This is a genomic window from Streptomyces sp. NPDC058371, assembly GCF_042723265.1.
Taxonomy (GTDB): Bacteria; Actinomycetota; Actinomycetes; order Streptomycetales; family Streptomycetaceae; genus Streptomyces.
Genome location: NZ_JBHXJC010000020.1, coordinates 11,646 through 28,684 on the forward strand (window position 1 = coordinate 11,646; position 17,039 = coordinate 28,684).

A 17,039-nucleotide genomic window follows, 5' to 3' on the forward strand; every position below is an offset into this window, starting at 1 on the left:
GAGACGTCTCCGAAGGCGGGTGGGGCTGTCTCGGCGAAGCGCCACCCCTCCGTCCGTGTGGGTGGGGCCCCCCTCCCCCCCCCTCCTCCCCCCCCACCCCTGTGCCCGGTCGAGGGCGGCCGGCCCGCTGAGGGGCCGGCCAGGAAGGAGACGGGCTAGCCCGTCCTCCCCTCGTTCCCGTTCCCATTGGTGTTGCCGCCGTTGCTCTGTCCCTGGATGAAGCCCTCGGGGATCGAGAACGAAGGCGTCGGGACCGTGCCGCCGTTCGTTCCGCCGGCGGTCGTCAGGCCGCCGTTGTCGTTCCCCCCGTTCCCGTTCCCGCCGTTCCCATGGCCGCCGTTCTTCCCGTCGCCGTTGCCCTTGCTCTTCTCGGGGTCGGGAATGTTGACGAGGTTGAAGTCGGGCGCGGGCTTGCCCTCCAGGGCGCCGGTCATCATGTCGCGCCAGATCGGTCCGGGGACCTCACCGCCGTAGACCTTGGCGTGGTAGACGCCGCCGATGGTGATGTTGGTCATCCGGCGCTCGTGCTTGGGGTCGCCGACCCAGACCGCGCCGGCCATGTTCGGCGTGTAGCCGACGAACCAGGCCGCGTAGCGGTAGTCGGTCGTACCGGTCTTGCCCGCGCTGGGGCGGCTGCCGAGGCCGGCCTGCTGACCCGTACCGTCCTCGACCACGCCCTTGAGCAGCGTGCTGATCGTGTCGGCGGTGGTCTCCGACATCGCGCGCGAGCAGGTCGACTTCGGCACCGGCAGGGACTTCTTCTCGCCGCCGACGGTCTGGCTGATCGACTCGATGGCGACCGGCGTGCAGTACATGCCGCGCGAGGCGAAGGTCGCGTACGCGTTCGCCATCGTCAGCGGGGACATCTCCTGGGTGCCGAGCGCGATGGACGGAGCCTGGGCCAACTTGCCGCCGTCGGCGCGCCGGACGCCCATCTTCTTCGCCATGTCGGTCACCGGGCAGATGCCGATGTCGCTGATCAGCTGCACGTAGTAGGTGTTGACCGACTTCGCGGTCGCTTCCTTCATGCCGTACGGGCCGTGCTCCGACTCGTTCTCGTTGGTGAGCTTCTCACCGCGGAGATTGGACCAGTTCTTGCCGTTGCAGATGGCGACCGGGCTCGGGTACTCCATCTCGTACGGCGACGAGTACTGCTGCGTCGCCGACTTGCCGCCCTCTATGGCGGCCGCGGCCACGATCGGCTTGAACGTCGAACCGGGCTGGTAGCCGGCGCCGCCACCCATGCCGCTGTCCACCGAGAGGTTGATCTGTGTCTCGTGCTTGCCGAAGCCGTACGGACGCGACTGGCCCATCGCGAGGATCTTGCCGGTGCCGGGCTCGACGACGGAGGCAGCGGTCGCCACGTCGTCGCTCTTGTTGACGTGGTCCTTGATCGACGCCTGCGCCGATTCCTGTGCCTGCGGGTCGAGCGTCGTACGGATCGTCAGGCCGCCCTGGTTCCAGACCTTGGCGCGGGCTTCCTTGGTCTTGCCGAAGACCTCGTCGGTCAGGAAGACCTCGCGCACGTAGTCGCAGAAGAAGCCGGCGCCCTTGACCGCCGTGATGCACCCGTTCTTCGGCTTGCTGACGTGCAGGTCGATCGGGGCCTTCTTGGCCTTGTCGGCCTCCTGCTGCGAGATGTCGTGCACCTCGGCCATGCGCTGCAGGACGGTGTTGCGCCGCTTGGTGGCCTCCGCCTCGTCGTTGACCGGGTCGTACCGGCTGGGCGACTGGACGATGCCCGCGAGCAGCGCGGACTCCTGGAGGTTCAGGTCCTTGGCGGGCTTGGAGAAGTAGCGCTGGGCCGCGGCCTCGACGCCGTAGGCCTGCTCTCCGAAGAACGTGATGTTCAGGTAGTTCTCGAGGATGCGCTTCTTGCCGAGCTTGTCCTCGATCTGGATCGCGTACTTCAGCTCGCGGATCTTGCGGCCGAGGGTCTGCTGGGTGGCCTGGGCGACCTTCGTCGGGTCGTCACCCGCCTCCTCGATGAAGACGTTCTTCACGTACTGCTGGGTCAGCGTGGACGCGCCCTGGGCGACACCGCCGCTCTGCGCGTTCTGGTTGACCGCGCGGAGGATGCCCTTGAGGTCGACCGCGCCGTGCTCGTAGAAGCGGGAGTCCTCGATGGCGACGATCGCCTTCTGCATGTACGGCGACATGTCCTTGAGGTCGACCACCGTGCGGTCGCGTGAGTAGACCGTGGCGATCTGGCCGCCCTGATTGTCCAGGATGGTGGTGCGCTGACTCAGCGGGGGGCGCTTGAGATTGGCCGGAATCTCGTCGAATCCCTCGACGGAGCCCTTGGCTGCGAGGCCGAGCGCGCCGGCCGCGGGCAGTGCGATTCCGGCCAGCACCGCTCCGGCGAGCACACTGACACCGAGGAACTTGGCGGCCTGCTGCGATGGGGACAGACCACCGCCCGAGCGCTTCTTTGGCATGAGGGCAGCCTACGTTCTGATTCGCCGGACACGCGTATATGCCTTGGCCTAAGCTGCTCCCAACTGTCACAGCAGTAGGGCCACGTATCAAGTACGTCCGACGACCCCGAATCGTTCCGGAGGTCTCCCAATTATTTGTTGGGGGCGTGTCCGAATCCGCCTTGTGTGTCACGTGGCGTCCGTTGTGACTCAACTGAACTGTCCCGGTTCGCCGGGAAGCTCACGCATGTCCTCCGCTCACTCCCCCGGGTGATCTGCCGCTTACGCATAGTCCGTTCGGGCCATTCAAGATTGGGCCCGAAGGGGGTGTTGCGCTGTGCCCACCTTCCGTAACGTCCTCAACTGGCGGCGGTGAATATGCCGCTGCCGCCGTGGGGGAGCCTCGATTCGGGAGAGGACGGCGCCGGTATGGGCTGGGTAACCGACTGGAGTGCGCAGGCGGCCTGCCGCACTACCGATCCGGATGAACTGTTCGTTCAAGGAGCAGCGCAGAACAGGGCCAAGGCGGTGTGCACCGGATGTCCGGTGCGCACGGAGTGCCTCGCCGACGCGCTCGACAACCGTGTCGAGTTCGGCGTGTGGGGTGGCATGACGGAGCGCGAGCGTCGTGCACTGCTGCGCCGGCGGCCGACGGTCACTTCGTGGCGCCGTCTGCTCGAGACCGCGCGTACGGAGTACGAGCGCGGCGCGGGCCTGCTGCCCCTCGACGAGGAAGAGGTGTACGAGAACTTCGCGGCGGTGGGCTGAGGGCACCGCCCCTCCGCTCGGGCGCCGGGCCCCGGCCCGGATGCCGCGCCCTTCTGGCTCGACCACCCGTGTCTGCCGTTGTCTGCGGACTCGGGCGTCGCGCCACTCGGGATCGGGCGACACGCCCTCCGGGCCGGATGTCGTGCGCTCAGGCAGCGCGCCTTCCGGGCCGGCATCACGCCGGGCAGCCGTGCCCTCCGGGCCGGACGTCGTGCCCTCCGGGCACGAAAACCGCGTCCCGCGGGCTCGTATGCCGAGTTCTCGCGGTTCGGACAACCGCGCCCGCCCTGGAGCGGGCGCCGCGTCTTCAGTTCGGGCGCCGGTCCCGCGGACTCAGGCGCCGGCTTCGGGCAGCTCCGGCCGGCCGGCCGCGAGCCGGTCTCCGATGCTCCGCAGCCCCGCGAGATCGTGCACGTCGCCCGGCAGCGCGGCCACTTCGGCCACGGCCACCTCGGGGTGGCGCGCGGTGAAGCGGTCACGCGTGCGCCGCTCACGGGAGAGCAGCTGCATGCGCTCGGCGTGCAGCCTCAGCAGGCCTGCGGTGAGTTGTTCGACGGATCCGTCCGTGGCGGGGGAGCCTGCGGAGGAGTCGGAGGATGCGGGCGTCAGATCAGCGGGAGAGTCTGAACTGCCGTACGTGTCGGGAGAGTTACGAAGTCCAGCTTTCCCACCGCCCTGATCCACAATGCGAGACTCCGCAAGATTTTCTGCGGACGCGGAATCGTCGCTCTCCGGGGCCGCGAGGTCGACGTTCTCGGCGGCGGCGAGGTCGAGGTTCTCGGCCGCGGCGAGCGCCCGCTCGGCGGACAGCTGGGCCGCGCCGCTGCCATGGACCCGGTTGAGGACCAGGCCCGCCAGCGGCATCTTCTCCGCGGCCAGACGCTCCACGAAGTACGCCGCCTCGCGCAGCGCGTCCCGCTCCGGGGCGGCCACCACCAGGAACGCCGTGCCGGGCGCCTGGAGCAGCTTGTACGTGGCGTCCGCGCGGGTGCGGAAGCCGCCGAACATGGTGTCCATGGCGGCCACGAACGTCTGGACGTCCTTGAGGAGTTGGCCGCCGAGCAGCTTGCCCAGGGCGCCCGTCATCATCGACATCCCGACGTTCAGGAATTTCATCCCCGCGCGCCCACCGACCTTCGCCGGCGCCATCAGGACCCGGATCAGCTTGCCGTCGAGGAACGAGCCCAGCCGCTTCGGGGCGTCCAGGAAGTCCAGCGCCGAGCGCGAGGGCGGCGTGTCGACGACGATCAGGTCCCACTCGTCGCGGGCCCGCAGCTGCCCGAGCTTCTCCATCGCCATGTACTCCTGCGTGCCCGCGAAGCCCGCCGAAAGCGACTGGTAGAAGGGGTTGCTCAGGATGGCGGACGCTCGGTCGCGGTCCGCGTGCGCCTCGACGATCTCGTCGAAGGTGCGCTTCATGTCGAGCATCATCGCGTGCAGCTCGCCGTCGCCCTCGACGCCCTTCACCCGGCGCGGGACGTTGTCGAGGGAGTCGATGCCCATCGACTGGGCGAGCCGGCGGGCCGGATCGATGGTGAGCACGACCACCTTGCGGCCGCGCTCGGCGGCGCGCAGCCCCAGGGCCGCCGCCGTGGTCGTCTTCCCGACGCCACCCGAGCCGCAGCACACCACGATGCGGGTCTTCGGGTCGTCGAGCAGCGGATCGACATCCAGGAGGCCTGCGGAGTCGATCGCGCGGGCCGGGTCGGATGCGGGGCCGGAGCCCTGGGCGCGTGCCGGGTCCGAACTCATGAGATCCCTTGCTGACGCAGTTCCTTGGCCAGTTCGTACAGGCCCGCCAGGTCCATTCCCTCGGCAAGCAGCGGGAGTTCGTGCAGCGGCAGGCCCAGCTCCTGGAGCACGGCCCGCTGGTCGTGCTCCAGGGTGTGACGCTCGGCGTACTCCTCGGCCTGCCGCAGAAGCGGCTCCACCAGCCGTTCGGCGAGCCCACCGCGCCGGGCGCCACCGAGCCCGGCGGCGGACAGCGACTTGGCGATGGCGGTGCGCGGAGTCGTCTCGGCGAACTCCAGATCGGCCTGGTCCAGTACGGCGGGACGCACCATGTTCACGATGATCCGGCCCACCGGCAGCCTGGCCCCGCGCAGCTCGGTGATGCCGTCCGCGGTCTCCTGGACGGGCATCTCCTCCAGGAGCGTCACCAAGTGGACCGCCGTCTCCGGGGACTTGAGGACACGCATGACGGCCTGCGCCTGATTGTGTATCGGGCCGATCTTGGCGAGGCCGGCCACTTCGTCGTTCACGTTCAGGAAGCGGGTGATGCGGCCCGTCGGCGGGGCGTCCATCACCACGTAGTCGTAGGCGAAGCGGCCGCTCTTGTCCTTGCGGCGGACGGCCTCGCAGGCCTTGCCCGTCAGGAGCACGTCCCGCAGGCCGGGCGCGACGGTGGTCGCGAAGTCGATGGCGCCGAGCTTCTTCAGGGCCCGTCCCGCGCCCCCGAGTTTGTAGAACATCTGGAGGTAGTCCAGAAGGGCCAGTTCGGGGTCGATCGCCAGTGCATACACCTCCCCGCCCCCTGGAGCGACGGCGATCTTCCGCTCCTCATAGGGCAGCGCTTCTGTTTCGAAGAGCTGCGCGATGCCCTGTCTGCCCTCGACCTCGACGAGGAGGGTCCGCTTGCCCTCGGTCGCGAGGGCGAGCGCGAGGGCGGCGGCTACCGTCGTCTTGCCGGTACCGCCCTTGCCGCTGACGACCTGGAGCCTGCTCACGTCTTCGAGCCTAACCAGTCCGCGCCCGGGCTACGCGGGAGGCTGTGGATAACAGCGGATACAGTCGGCCACATGACCAAGTGGGAATACTCAACCGTGCCGCTGCTCGTCCATGCCACGAAGCAGATTCTGGACACCTGGGGCGAGGACGGCTGGGAGCTCGTCCAGGTGGTGCCCGGGCCGAACAACCCCGAGCAGTTGGTGGCCTACCTGAAGCGGGAGAAGGCATGAGCGCCGTCGAAGCCCGGCTCCATGAGCTCGGCCTGACCCTGCCCGCCGTCGTCCCGCCGCTGGCCGCGTACCAGCCCGCCGTGCAGAGCGGCGTGTACGTCTACACGGCCGGCCAGCTGCCGATGGTCGAGGGCAAGCTCCCGGTCACCGGCAAGGTGGGTGCCGAGGTCACGGCCGAGGAGGCCAAGGACCTGGCCCGCATCTGCGCACTGAACGCGCTCGCCGCGGTCAAGTCGGTCGCGGGTGACCTGGACCGTGTCGCGCGGGTCGTGAAGGTCGTCGGGTTCGTCGCCTCTGCGACGGACTTCACCGGCCAGCCCGGTGTCCTGAACGGCGCCAGCGAGCTTCTGGGCGAGGTCCTCGGCGACAAGGGCGTGCACGCCCGCAGCGCGGTCGGTGTGGCGGTCCTGCCGCTGGACGCGCCGGTCGAGGTCGAGATCCAGGTGGAGCTGACCCAGGCGTAGGCGTCCTCCCCGGGGACGGCGGTTTTGTCCGAGACCCGTCCCCGGAGCAGCGGATTGTTGGCTCTCGAACATCAGCGCGCTACGGGATAGCCTCCGGCCATGGCGAATGGGCAGTGGTATCCACCGGAGTGGCCCGAGCGGATCCGTGCGCTCGCGGCGGGCACGCTCACACCGGTCGCCCCCAGACGGGCGGCCACCGTCATGCTGCTCAAGGACACGGACACCACGCCCGTGGTGCACATGCTGCGCAGACGCGCCTCCATGGCCTTCGCCGGAGGCGCGTACGCGTATCCGGGCGGTGGTGTGGACGGCCGCGACGACGAGCGGCAGATCCGCTGGGCGGGGCCCACGCGCGCGTGGTGGGCGGACCGGCTCGGCGTCGACGAGACGACCGCCCAGGCCATCGTCTGCGCCGCGGTCCGGGAGACGTACGAGGAGGCGGGCGTCCTGCTCGCCGGGCCCACCCCAGACACGGTGGTCGGTGACACGACGGGCGAGGAGTGGGAGGCGGACCGGGCGGCCCTGGTCGCCCGTGACTTCTCCTTCGCCGAGTTCCTGGACCGCAGGGGACTCGTCCTCAGATCGGACCTGCTCGGTGTCTGGACGCACTGGATCACTCCGGAGTTCGAGCCCCGCCGATACGACACCTGGTTCTTCGTCGCCGCCCTCCCGGAGGGCCAGCGCACCCGCAACGCCTCCACGGAGGCCGACCGCACGGTGTGGATCCGCCCCGGGGACGCGGCCGACGGATACGACAGGGGCGAGCTGCTGATGATGCCGCCCACGATCGCGACCCTGCGCCAGCTGCTCCCGTACGCCACGGCCGCCGAGGCCCTCGCCGCCGCGCCGGCCCGCGATCTGACCCCCGTCCTGGCCAAGGCCCGCCTGGAGAACGGCGAGGTGGTCCTCTCCTGGCCGGGACACGACGAGTTCACCAAGCACATCCCGACCGGTGGAGCACCCGCATGACGGACGCAGCAGCCCTTCCCGGCCGGCCGAGGGGCGGGATCCTCTCGGGGCCCGCCACGGCGCGAGCCGTCAACGTCCTCGCGCCCAACGCCTCCCCGATGACCCTGGACGGCACGAACACCTGGATCCTCGCCGAGCCGGACTCCGAACTGGCGGTCGTCGTCGACCCGGGGCCCCTGGACGACGTACACCTGCGGAACGTGGTGGCCACGGCGGAGAAGGCCGGGAAGCGGGTCGCGCTGACGCTGCTGACCCACGGGCACCCGGACCACGCGGCGGGGGCCGGGCGGTTCGCCGAGCTGACGGGCACCAAGGTGCGGGCCCTCGACCCGGCGCTGCGGCTCGGGGACGAGGGGCTGGCGCACGGGGACGTCATCACCGTCGGCGGTCTTGAGCTGTTGGTCGTACCGACGCCCGGGCACACCGCCGACTCGCTGTGCTTCCATCTCCCGGCCGACCGGGCCGTCCTGACCGGTGACACCGTCCTCGGGCGCGGAACGACCGTCGTGGCCCATCCGGACGGCCGTCTGGGCGACTATCTCGACTCACTGCGCCGGCTGCGCTCCCTGAGCGTCGACGACGGCGTGCAGACCGTCCTGCCGGGCCACGGGCCGGTCCTGGACGACGCCCAGGGTGTAGTCGAGTTCTACCTCGCCCATCGCGCCCACCGGCTCGCCCAGGTCGAGACGGCGGTCGAGAACGGCTATCGGTCACCGGGCGAGGTCGTCGCGCACGTGTACGCGGACGTGGACCGCTCGCTGTGGCCCGCCGCGGAGCTGTCCGTGCGGGCGCAGATGGACTACCTGCAGGAGCACGGCCTCATCTAGACCGCCGGGACTGTCCGGCCAGGACGGCCAGGACGGCCAGGACGGCCAGGACGGCCAGGCGGGCTAGGCCGGCTGGTCAGGCCGGGGAGCCTTGATGCCGTGCACGCGCGCGTACTCCTCGGCGAGCCACGGGCCGAGATCGTCGAGGTACGCGCGCAGGACGGCGGGCTCGCCGCTCGGCGCGTACCCGCGGACGGCCGCGTCCCGCAGCTCGGCGGCCCGCTCGGGGTAGTACTGGCCGAAGGCCTCCGCCATCTCGTGCAGGTCGCTCGTCCAGCCGTTCCAGCGGGGCATGACGAGGGTGAAGCCGGTGCGGACGAGATGGCGGGACATGGAACGCACCAGGGCGCGCCGGGCGTCGTCCGTGCCGGCGCCGGCGATCCGTTCGCGCCAGCGCGACAGGAAGAGGGCGAGGTCCCCGTTCGTCTCGCGGGCGAGGAGGGCGTCAGGGCGGTAGCGCGGGAGGTATTCGGCCAGGTCCTCGCCCAGCAGGCGGGTGCAGAGGCAGGCGACGAACCAGCCGAGGTCGTACGTCTCCAGATCGCTCAGCAGCCGTGCACGGCTGACCAGTAGGGTCCCGGAGCCGTCGATCTGCGGGAACTCCTTGTCGAGGGCCTGATCGAGCGACCGGGCGTCGGCCCGGTCCGTCTCCGTGGGCCCCTCGCGCAGGGCGAGCAGCAGGTCCAGGTCGCTGCGGCCCACGCGCGCGGTGCCGCGCGGAATCGACCCGTAGAGGTACGCACTGTGCAGGCGCGCTCCGAAGACGTCCGCCACGCGGTCGCGTGCCGCGGTGACCACGGGCCGGAACGGGTGCGGGATCTGTCCGAGCGAGCCCTCGCGCTCGATGTATCCCTGGGCGTCGAGCCCTCTGCGGTGCACGGTTCCGGCCATGCGCCCACTGTGCCCTGACGGGAGCGGCGGGGCGGCCCATTTACGGTGAGCCCGGTGGGTTTTCGCGCACTCCGCCCCTACCCGTCCCGTTACCTGAGGGCTCCGCCCCCGGGCCCCCGTATCGCGCTGTTTCGCTCGTCCTCAAACGCCGGACGGGCTGAACTGACGCGCTCGCCTCAAACGCCGGACGGGCTGACGAGGCGCGTCGGACACGGCGACGGGCCCGGCCTCTCTGGAAGGCGGGGCCCGTCGACGTACGGCCGGGATGCAGCGTCAGCGTGAGCGCTTCGCGAGTCGTTCCACGTCCAGCAGGATCACGGCGCGGGCCTCCAGGCGGAGCCAGCCGCGGCCCGCGAAGTCGGCGAGGGCCTTGTTGACCGTCTCGCGGGACGCGCCGACCAGCTGGGCCAGCTCCTCCTGCGTCAGGTCGTGCACGACGTGGATGCCCTCCTCCGACTGCACGCCGAAGCGGCGGGAGAGGTCCAGGAGCGCGCGGGCCACTCGGCCCGGGACGTCCGAGAAGACCAGGTCGGACATCTGGTCGTTCGTCTTGCGCAGCCGCCGGGCGACGGCGCGCAGCAGGGCGGCGGCCACCTCGGGTCGTGCGTTCAGCCAGGGCTGGAGGTCGCCGTGGCCGAGGCCGAGCAGCTTGACCTCGGTCAGCGCGCTGGCCGTGGCCGTACGCGGGCCCGGGTCGAACAGCGACAGTTCGCCGATGAGCTCGCCGGGGCCCAGCACGGCCAGCATGTTCTCGCGGCCGTCGGGGGAGGTGCGGTGGAGCTTCACCTTGCCCTCGGTGACCACGTAGAGGCGGTCGCCGGGGTCGCCCTCATGGAAGAGAGCGTCACCGCGCGCGAGGGTCACCTCACTCATGGAGGCGCGGAGCTCCGCGGCCTGCTCGTCATCGAGCGCCGCGAAGAGCGGGGCGCGCCGCAGAACGTCGTCCACGAGTTCTCTCCTTGTCGACCTGCTCAGGGGATCTTGCTCCCCCGTGTGCCAGGGGACCGTGTTCCCCATTTTGCCGGGCGGTCCAAACAGTGTGATCAGTCACAAGTCTGCCGCACTGGCGTCCTGGGGAGTGCGGCAGGGGGCCAATTGGGGGCCGATCTTCGGGGTCCGGGGCGGATGTCGGTGCCGGGCTTTAGGCTGGCCGGGTGTCCAAATCGCCGGTGAGAGCACAGGCCTAGGGGGCTGGACGGGTGGTTGTACGTCGTGATTCCGCTGTGGGCGAACAGGCCACGGACGGATCGAGTAATCCGACAAAAGCGACAAAGCCGACGCCGGTGAAGGCTGCGGCCAAGGCGCCGACGAAGAAGGAGCCGGCCAAGAAGACGGCAGCAGCAAAGAAGGCAGTGCCCGCGGAGAGGTCCCCGGCGGCAAAGAAGGCAGCACCCGCCAAGAAGGCGCCCGCCGCCCCGACCACGGCCGCCGGTAGGGCGACGCCTGCCAAGAAGGCGACGATCGCCAAAAAGGCGACGATCGCCAAAAAGGCGACGATCGCCAAAAAGGCGACGCCTGTGAAGAGGGCCGCCGCCAAGAAGACCCCACCCGCGTCCCCGCCCGACCCCGCCCTCGTCCGCCGAGCCCGCCGGATCAACCGCGAGCTCGCCGAGGTGTACCCGTACGCCCACCCGGAACTGGACTTCGAGAACCCGTTCCAGCTCGTGATCGCCACCGTGCTGTCGGCGCAGACGACCGACCTTCGGGTGAACCAGACGACCCCGGCGCTCTTCGCCAAGTACCCGACTCCCGAGGATCTGGCCGCGGCCGACCCGGAGGAGGTCGAGGAGATCCTCCGGCCCACCGGGTTCTTCCGTGCCAAGACCAAGGCGGCCATAGGGCTCTCCAAGGCCCTGCGGGACGACTTCGGCGGCGAGGTCCCCGATCGCCTCGAAGACCTCGTCAAGCTGCCCGGAGTGGGCCGCAAGACCGCCTTCGTGGTGCTCGGCAACGCCTTCGGGCGGCCTGGGATCACCGTGGACACCCACTTCGGGCGGCTCGTGCGGCGCTGGAAGTGGACCGACGAGACGGACCCGGACAAGGTCGAGGCGGCCGTCGGCGCGCTCTTCCCCAAGAGCGACTGGACGATGCTCTCGCACCACGTGATCTTCCACGGCCGCCGTATCTGCCACGCCCGCAAGCCCGCCTGCGGCGCCTGCCCCATCGCCCCGCTCTGCCCGGCGTACGGGGAGGGCGAGACGGACCCCGAGAAGGCGAAGAAGCTCCTGAAGTACGAGAAGGGCGGTTTCCCCGGCCAGCGGCTCAATCCGCCGCAGGCGTACCTGGACGCGGGCGGCATCCCCGCACCGCCACTGGGGTCCGGATGACGGAACGATCCACGCACCCGCAGGCGTTGGGAACAGCAGAACGGGGGTGCCGATGACGCGCGCGAGCAACACGGACAACGGCCGGGTGACGCTCAGCAAGGACGGTCTGCCCCGCTGGCTCGACCCGGTGGCGCGCGCCGCCGAGACGGTGGAGCCGCTCCAGCTGAGCCGCTTCCTGCCGCCGGCCGACGGCGCGGGCCGTCAGTCCGCCGTGCTCATCCTGTTCGGCGAGGGGGAGCGGGGCCCGGAGCTGCTGCTCATGGAGCGGGCCAGCTCCCTGAGGTCGCACGCGGGCCAGCCCTCCTTCCCGGGCGGCGCCCTCGACCCCGAGGACGGCGACCCGGGCACCGACGGGCCCCTGCGGGCCGCGCTGCGCGAGGCCGAGGAGGAGACCGGGCTGGACCCGGGCGGCGTCCAGCTCTTCGGCGTGCTGCCCCGGCTCTACATCCCGGTGAGCAGTTTCGTGGTCACGCCGGTGCTGGGCTGGTGGCACCGCCCGACCCCGGTCGGCGTGGTCGATCCGGCCGAGACGGCCCGGGTCTTCACGGTCCCCGTGGCGGATCTCACGAACCCCGACAACCGCGCGACGACCGTGCACCCGAGCGGCCACCGAGGTCCGGCATTCCTGGTCGAATCCGCCCTCGTCTGGGGCTTCACGGCCGGCATCATCGACCGCATCCTGCACTACGCGGGCTGGGAGCAGCCCTGGGACCATGACAAGCAGGTCCCGCTCGACTGGCGCTCATGACAGGGTGGGCGCCGTGAATGTGCTGGACATTTTGTTGCTGGTCGCCGCCGTGTGGTTCGCGATCGTGGGCTACCGCCAGGGTTTCGTCGTCGGCATCCTGTCGGTGATCGGCTTCCTGGGCGGCGGTCTCGTCGCGGTCTATCTGCTCCCCGTCATCTGGGGTGCCCTGACCGACCACGCCGAAGTGAGCACCGCCGCCGCCGTCGTCGCGGTGGTCGTCGTGATCGTCTGTGCCTCCGTCGGCCAGGCCCTCACCACGCACATGGGCAACAAACTGCGCCGGTACATCACCTGGTCCCCCGCCCGCGCCCTGGACGCCACGGGCGGCGCCCTCGTCAACGTGGTGGCCATGCTGCTCGTGGCCTGGCTGATCGGCTCCGCCCTGGCCGGCACCACCCTGCCCACGCTCGGCAAGGAAGTGCGCAACTCCAAGGTGCTGCTCGGTGTGTCACGGGCGCTGCCCACCCAGGCCGACACCTGGTTCGCCGACTTCTCCTCGGTCCTCGCGCAGAACGGCTTCCCGCAGGTCTTCAGCCCGTTCGCGAACGAGCACATCACCGACGTACAGCCCCCCGACCCGGCGCTCGCCAAGAGCCCGGTGGCCAAGAGCGCGCAGAAGTCGATCGTCAAGGTCATGGGCACGGCCCAGAGTTGCGGCAAGGTCCTCGAAGGCACCGGCTTCGTGTTCGGCAACCGCCGTGTGATGACCAACGCGCACGTGGTCGGCGGCGTCGACGAACCCACCGTCCAGATAGGCGGCGAAGGCAGGAAGTACGACGCCACGGTCGTCCTCTACGACTGGGAGCGCGACATCGCCGTACTGGACGTGCCCAACCTGAAGGCGCCCGCGCTGCAGTTCACGTCGAAGGACGCCGCCAGCGGCGACAGCGCGATCGTCGCGGGCTTCCCGCAGAACGGCTCGTACAACGTCCAGCCCGCGCGTGTGCGCGGTCGTCTCACCGCCAACGGCCCGGACATCTACCACCGCGGCACGGTCCGGCGCGACGTCTACTCGCTCTACGCCACCGTGCGCCAGGGCAACTCCGGCGGACCGCTGCTCACGCCCGACGGCCGGGTGTACGGCGTGGTCTTCGCGAAGTCCCTCGACGACGACGCGACCGGCTACGCGCTCACCGCGGACGAGATCCAGGAGGACGTCACCAAGGGGCGTACGGCCAACCAGCAGGTGGACAGCGACAGCTGCGCACTGTAGGCCTCGCGGGTGATGGCCCGGGAAGTGAGAGGTCCGGCGTGTGGCAGTCCCGTCGGGTCTGCCACGGCCACGTGGACTCGGCCGCGTGAGTGATGCGGCCGTACGCGAAAGGTCAGCCGCGCGGGTGACGCAGCCGCGCCGATACCCAGCGGGCCCGGCGGCGCAGAATGTGCGGGATTCCCAGCCTGAGATCGGTGCCCGGCAGCTGCGGGGCGCCCCTCTGATGGGAGCTCAGGCCCGTGGCCGAGCGGCGATTGCGTGCTGCGTCACTGTTGACGTGCGTCCAGCCCATACCCCGACGTCTGCCCGTGCCTCATGGTCGGTAACCGCGTCCCGACCCCCCAATCGGCCTATGCGCGAGGCATTTGGCTGTTCGAAGGACAGGCGTTCCCGTGCGGCTGCTGAACGTGTTCAAACGGTCACCGATCGGACGCGGAAAGTCTTACGGCCCGTCACCGGTCCGGCTCGGGATCCTTCAGCCAATTGACCAGTTCGGTGGAGAACGCGACCGGGTCCTCCTCGTGCGGGAAGTGCCCCAGACCGTCGAACAGCCGCCAGCGGTACGGCGCTTCGACGTACTGACCGGAACCGGCGGCACTGCGCGTACGCATCACCGGGTCCAGCGAGCCGTGCAGATGCAGCGTCGGCACGCGCACCGGCCGCTTCATGCGCCGGTTGAACTGGATGCCGTCCGGGCGGGCCATCGAGCGCACCATCCAGCGGTACGGCTCGACCGCGCAATGGGCCGTGGACGGGATGCACATGGCGCGCCGGTACATCTCCACGGCCTCGTCGTCCGGCAGCCGGGGACCGGACCAGTCCCGTACCAGACGGCCCACCAGGGCGCCGTCGTCGGCGACGAGTTGGCGCTCCGGGATCCAGGGCCGCTGGAACCCCCAGATGTATGAACCCGCGGTCGTCTGCTTGACGTCCGAGAGCATGGCCGAGCGCCAGCGCCGGGGGTGGGGCATGGACGACACCGCGAGCCGGCGGACGAGCTTCGGGCGCATCACGGCCGCCGTCCACGCCAGATATCCGCCCAGGTCGTGCCCGACCAGCGCCGCGTCGGGCTCGCCGAGGGACCGGACGACCCCGGTGATGTCGAGCGCGAGGTTCGCCGGGTCGTAACCGCGCGGCGTACGGTCGCTGCCCCCGACGCCCCGCAGGTCCATCGCGACCGCGCGGAAGCCGGCGTCGGCGAGCGCCACCAGCTGATGGCGCCAGGTCCACCAGAACTGCGGAAAGCCGTGCAGCAGCAGGACCAGCGGCCCGTCGCCCATCTCCGCGATGTGGAAGCGCGCGCCGTTGGCCGCGACATCCCGGTGGGTCACCGCTTTCCCGCCGGGGACGTCGATGCGTACGACCGAAGTGGGTTGCGCCGAAGGTGTGGCGGGGTCCGTCATGAGGATGAGCGTGCCACAGCCTCGATGGCCTCGGGGACACGGTCCTGCGGGCCGACCGCGCGCGGATGCGGCTTGACGTTCTGCAGGACGCCCGCGGTCTCCTTCATCGAGGCGGCGACCTTCTGCGGGCCCTTGCTCTTCTTGGCCTTCTTCGCGAAGACCACGCCGATGAGCGCGATGACCCCCGCGACCAGCACGTTCGCCGCAAAGGACAGCAGGAAGCAGACGGCGAGATTCCAGTGGCTCCAGGTCCGGATGCCGTACGCCAGGGCGAAGCTCAGCATCGGCAGGGAGAAGATCAGCACCGCCCCGGCCACGGAGAACGCGCCGCCGCTGACCGCACCGCGCTTGACGTCGCGCTTGAGCTGCGCCTTCGCCAGTGCGATCTCGTCGTGCACCAGCGCGGACATCTCGGTCGTCGCCGAGGCGAACAGCTGGCCGATGCTGCGTTCGGCGCCGACCGGGCTGCCGTCGGGTGCGCTCATCGCGATCTCCCTCATCTGCATGTGTATGGGCGGTTGCCTGTGTGCGGGCGGTCGTGTCAGATCATGCCGGACCGTTGCTTTCCTCGCTTGCCCCGCCCGCCACTTCGGCAAGCCGCTGTCGCTCCGCCGCCTTCTCCGCGGCGAGTCTGCGGTGCTCGGCCGCCTTCCCCTCGTGGATCGCGGCCATGCGCAGGTGGTACGCCGGGTTGTCCTGCTCGTAGATGTCCGGGATGCCGTCGCGGTCCTCGTCGCGCTCCTCGTCCTCCCACAGGCCCCGGTACTTGGCGTTCCGCATCTTCAGCAGCACCCCGGCCAGTACGGCCGCGATGAGCGAGCCGATGAGGACGGCCGCCTTGACCTCGTCGGCCAGCACCGGCTCGCCCTTGAAGGCGAGTTCGTCGATGAGCAGCGAGACGGTGAAGCCGATGCCGGCGAGCGAGGCCACGGCGAGGACGTCCGGCCAGGCCAGGTCCTCGCTCAGTGAGGCCTTGGTGAACCGGGCCGTCAGCCAGGTCCCGCCGAAGATCCCGACCGCCTTGCCGACCACGAGGCCGAGCACGACACCGAGCGTCTCGGGCCGGGTGAACACATCGCCGAGCGCTCCGCCGGAGACCACCACTCCCGCGCTGAACAGGGCGAACAGCGGCACGGCGAGGCCCGCCGACAGGGGGCGTACGAGATGTTCGATGTGCTCGCCGGGGGAGTGCTCCTCACTCTCGTGGCGGTGGCAGCGCAGCATCAGGCCCATCGCGACACCGGCGATCGTGGCGTGGATGCCGCTGTTGTACATCAGCCCCCAGTTGACGAGCGCGAGCGGGACGTACACGTACCAGCCGCGTACGTTCTTCCGCAGCAGCAGCCAGAAGACGACCAGGCCCAGGACGGCCCCGCCGAGCGCGGCGAAGTCGATCCGCTCGGTGAAGAAGACCGCGATGATCAGGATGGCGAAGAGGTCGTCGACGACGGCGAGCGTCAGCAGGAAGGCACGCAGGGCGGACGGCAGCGACGTGCCGATGACCGCCAGGACCGCGAGCGCGAAGGCGATGTCGGTCGCGGTGGGGACGGCCCAGCCGCTGAGGGAACCGCCGCCGGTGACATTGACGAGCGTGTACACCAGCGCCGGGACCACCATCCCGCACACCGCCGCCGCGACCGGCAGCACCGCGGCCCTGGGATCCCGCAGGTCGCCGGCGACCAGTTCGCGCTTGAGCTCGATGCCTGCCACGAAGAAGAAGACGGCGAGCAGTCCGTCGGCGGCCCAGTGCTGAACGGAGAGGTCGAGGCCGAGGGCGGCGGGGCCCAGGTGGAAGTCGCGGACGCTCTCGTAGCTGTCGCGCAGGGCGGGTACGTTCGCCCAGATCAGCGCGGCGATCGCGGCGACGAGGAGCAGTACACCGCCGACGGTCTCGGCGCGCAGCGCGTCCGCGACGAACGTCCGCTCGGGCAGCGAGAGTCGTCCGAGGAACTTGCGGGTGCTGTTGCTGGGCGCGGCCACGGGGTGGACCTCCGGTCGGTAGGCAGGGCGGAGCACATGCCGACCAGACTTCCCGGCGCACCTTGGGTTACTTGT

The 17,039-nt window shown here is 70.3% G+C and carries 17 protein-coding genes; 8 read left to right on the plus strand and 9 right to left on the minus strand.

Annotated elements, in window-relative coordinates; all coding sequences use genetic code 11:
- Positions 1 to 155 precede the first annotated feature (155 nt).
- Positions 156 to 2,438, minus strand: coding sequence for a transglycosylase domain-containing protein (locus tag ACFWM2_RS36820; protein WP_383289484.1), 2,283 nt, complete (start codon positions 2,436 to 2,438; stop codon positions 156 to 158).
- A gap of 408 nt (positions 2,439 to 2,846) precedes the next feature.
- Between ACFWM2_RS36820 and wblA the strand changes: the two genes are divergently transcribed.
- Entirely contained in the window at positions 2,847 to 3,185 is a 339-nt protein-coding gene (wblA, locus tag ACFWM2_RS36825; RefSeq protein ID WP_383289487.1) for a transcriptional regulator WblA, read from the plus strand.
- A gap of 333 nt (positions 3,186 to 3,518) precedes the next feature.
- Here wblA and ACFWM2_RS36830 read toward each other — a convergent pair whose 3' ends face one another.
- The gene (locus tag ACFWM2_RS36830; protein ID WP_383289490.1) at positions 3,519 to 4,937 is read right to left on the minus strand and encodes an ArsA family ATPase; all 1,419 of its coding nucleotides are present in this window, start codon (positions 4,935 to 4,937) and stop codon (positions 3,519 to 3,521) included.
- Positions 4,934 to 5,911, minus strand: coding sequence for an ArsA family ATPase (locus ACFWM2_RS36835; RefSeq protein ID WP_383289493.1), 978 nt, complete (start codon positions 5,909 to 5,911; stop codon positions 4,934 to 4,936). Before ACFWM2_RS36835 ends, ACFWM2_RS36830 begins: the two co-directional genes overlap by 4 nt.
- A gap of 72 nt (positions 5,912 to 5,983) precedes the next feature.
- Here ACFWM2_RS36835 and ACFWM2_RS36840 point away from each other — a divergent pair, with 72 nt between their 5' ends.
- The 4 genes from ACFWM2_RS36840 (at position 5,984) to ACFWM2_RS36855 (ending at position 8,402) form a co-directional block, all read left to right on the plus strand.
- A complete protein-coding gene (locus ACFWM2_RS36840) occupies positions 5,984 to 6,142 on the plus strand; it encodes a DUF4177 domain-containing protein (RefSeq protein WP_019063748.1) in 159 nt (52 codons plus the stop codon).
- Positions 6,139 to 6,606 (plus strand): RidA family protein, encoded by a 468-nt coding sequence (locus ACFWM2_RS36845; protein WP_383289496.1) that lies wholly within the window; start codon positions 6,139 to 6,141, stop codon positions 6,604 to 6,606. Before ACFWM2_RS36840 ends, ACFWM2_RS36845 begins: the two co-directional genes overlap by 4 nt.
- 99 nt (positions 6,607 to 6,705) lie before the next feature.
- Positions 6,706 to 7,575, plus strand: coding sequence for an NUDIX hydrolase (locus ACFWM2_RS36850; protein WP_383289499.1), 870 nt, complete (start codon positions 6,706 to 6,708; stop codon positions 7,573 to 7,575).
- On the plus strand, positions 7,572 to 8,402 hold the full coding sequence (locus ACFWM2_RS36855; RefSeq protein WP_383289502.1) for an MBL fold metallo-hydrolase: 831 nt from the start codon (positions 7,572 to 7,574) through the stop codon (positions 8,400 to 8,402). The genes ACFWM2_RS36850 and ACFWM2_RS36855 overlap by 4 nt, the downstream gene beginning before the upstream one ends.
- Before the next feature lie 63 nt (positions 8,403 to 8,465).
- Here the strand turns inward: ACFWM2_RS36855 and ACFWM2_RS36860 are convergent, their stop codons facing one another.
- Positions 8,466 to 9,293: a nucleotidyltransferase gene (locus ACFWM2_RS36860; RefSeq protein ID WP_383289505.1), complete on the minus strand. Its 828-nt coding sequence runs from the start codon at positions 9,291 to 9,293 to the stop codon at positions 8,466 to 8,468.
- A gap of 273 nt (positions 9,294 to 9,566) precedes the next feature.
- Positions 9,567 to 10,241 carry a Crp/Fnr family transcriptional regulator gene (locus tag ACFWM2_RS36865; protein ID WP_016642758.1) on the minus strand — a complete coding sequence of 225 codons (675 nt, stop codon included), beginning with the start codon at positions 10,239 to 10,241 and terminating at the stop codon, positions 9,567 to 9,569.
- Positions 10,242 to 10,576: 335 nt separating this feature from the next.
- On the opposite strand from ACFWM2_RS36865, the gene nth reads away from it, so the two are divergent.
- From nth to ACFWM2_RS36880, 3 genes are read left to right on the plus strand one after another with little or no spacing between them, the layout of a single operon-like run.
- Positions 10,577 to 11,620, plus strand: a complete 1,044-nt coding sequence (nth, locus tag ACFWM2_RS36870; RefSeq protein WP_383289508.1) for an endonuclease III — start codon at positions 10,577 to 10,579, stop codon at positions 11,618 to 11,620.
- Between the two features lie 52 nt (positions 11,621 to 11,672).
- A complete protein-coding gene (locus tag ACFWM2_RS36875; RefSeq protein WP_383289511.1) occupies positions 11,673 to 12,368 on the plus strand; it encodes an NUDIX hydrolase in 696 nt (231 codons plus the stop codon).
- Between the two features lie 13 nt (positions 12,369 to 12,381).
- On the plus strand, positions 12,382 to 13,581 hold the full coding sequence (locus ACFWM2_RS36880) for a MarP family serine protease (protein WP_383289514.1): 1,200 nt from the start codon (positions 12,382 to 12,384) through the stop codon (positions 13,579 to 13,581).
- A gap of 112 nt (positions 13,582 to 13,693) precedes the next feature.
- On the opposite strand, the gene ACFWM2_RS36885 is transcribed toward ACFWM2_RS36880, so the two are convergent.
- The 4 genes from ACFWM2_RS36885 to nhaA all read right to left on the minus strand — a co-directional run bounded on the left by ACFWM2_RS36885 (position 13,694) and on the right by nhaA (position 16,964).
- Positions 13,694 to 13,873, minus strand: coding sequence for a hypothetical protein (locus ACFWM2_RS36885; protein ID WP_383289517.1), 180 nt, complete (start codon positions 13,871 to 13,873; stop codon positions 13,694 to 13,696).
- A gap of 160 nt (positions 13,874 to 14,033) precedes the next feature.
- A complete protein-coding gene (locus ACFWM2_RS36890; protein WP_383289519.1) occupies positions 14,034 to 14,984 on the minus strand; it encodes an alpha/beta fold hydrolase in 951 nt (316 codons plus the stop codon).
- Positions 14,981 to 15,469, minus strand: a complete 489-nt coding sequence (locus tag ACFWM2_RS36895) for a phage holin family protein (RefSeq protein WP_383289522.1) — start codon at positions 15,467 to 15,469, stop codon at positions 14,981 to 14,983. Before ACFWM2_RS36895 ends, ACFWM2_RS36890 begins: the two co-directional genes overlap by 4 nt.
- 61 nt (positions 15,470 to 15,530) lie before the next feature.
- Positions 15,531 to 16,964, minus strand: a complete 1,434-nt coding sequence (nhaA, locus tag ACFWM2_RS36900) for a Na+/H+ antiporter NhaA (RefSeq protein WP_383289525.1) — start codon at positions 16,962 to 16,964, stop codon at positions 15,531 to 15,533.
- Between the last annotated feature and the right edge of the window lie 75 nt (positions 16,965 to 17,039).

Bases quoted from the DNA above. Each gene is read 5' to 3' on its own strand.
- wblA (WP_383289487.1), top strand. From the start codon at position 2,847: ATGGGCTGGGTAACCGACTGGAGTGCGCAGGCGGCCTGCCGCACTACC.
- ACFWM2_RS36875 (WP_383289511.1), top strand. From the start codon at position 11,673: ATGACGCGCGCGAGCAACACGGACAACGGCCGGGTGACGCTCAGCAAG.
- ACFWM2_RS36830 (WP_383289490.1), bottom strand. From the start codon at position 4,937: ATGAGTTCGGACCCGGCACGCGCCCAGGGCTCCGGCCCCGCATCCGAC.
- ACFWM2_RS36860 (WP_383289505.1), bottom strand. From the start codon at position 9,293: ATGGCCGGAACCGTGCACCGCAGAGGGCTCGACGCCCAGGGATACATC.
- ACFWM2_RS36895 (WP_383289522.1), bottom strand. From the start codon at position 15,469: ATGAGCGCACCCGACGGCAGCCCGGTCGGCGCCGAACGCAGCATCGGC.
- ACFWM2_RS36845 (WP_383289496.1), top strand. From the start codon at position 6,139: ATGAGCGCCGTCGAAGCCCGGCTCCATGAGCTCGGCCTGACCCTGCCC.
- ACFWM2_RS36855 (WP_383289502.1), top strand. From the start codon at position 7,572: ATGACGGACGCAGCAGCCCTTCCCGGCCGGCCGAGGGGCGGGATCCTC.
- ACFWM2_RS36890 (WP_383289519.1), bottom strand. From the start codon at position 14,984: ATGACGGACCCCGCCACACCTTCGGCGCAACCCACTTCGGTCGTACGC.
- ACFWM2_RS36820 (WP_383289484.1), bottom strand. From the start codon at position 2,438: ATGCCAAAGAAGCGCTCGGGCGGTGGTCTGTCCCCATCGCAGCAGGCC.
- ACFWM2_RS36840 (WP_019063748.1), top strand. From the start codon at position 5,984: ATGACCAAGTGGGAATACTCAACCGTGCCGCTGCTCGTCCATGCCACG.
- ACFWM2_RS36850 (WP_383289499.1), top strand. From the start codon at position 6,706: ATGGCGAATGGGCAGTGGTATCCACCGGAGTGGCCCGAGCGGATCCGT.
- ACFWM2_RS36885 (WP_383289517.1), bottom strand. From the start codon at position 13,873: ATGGGCTGGACGCACGTCAACAGTGACGCAGCACGCAATCGCCGCTCG.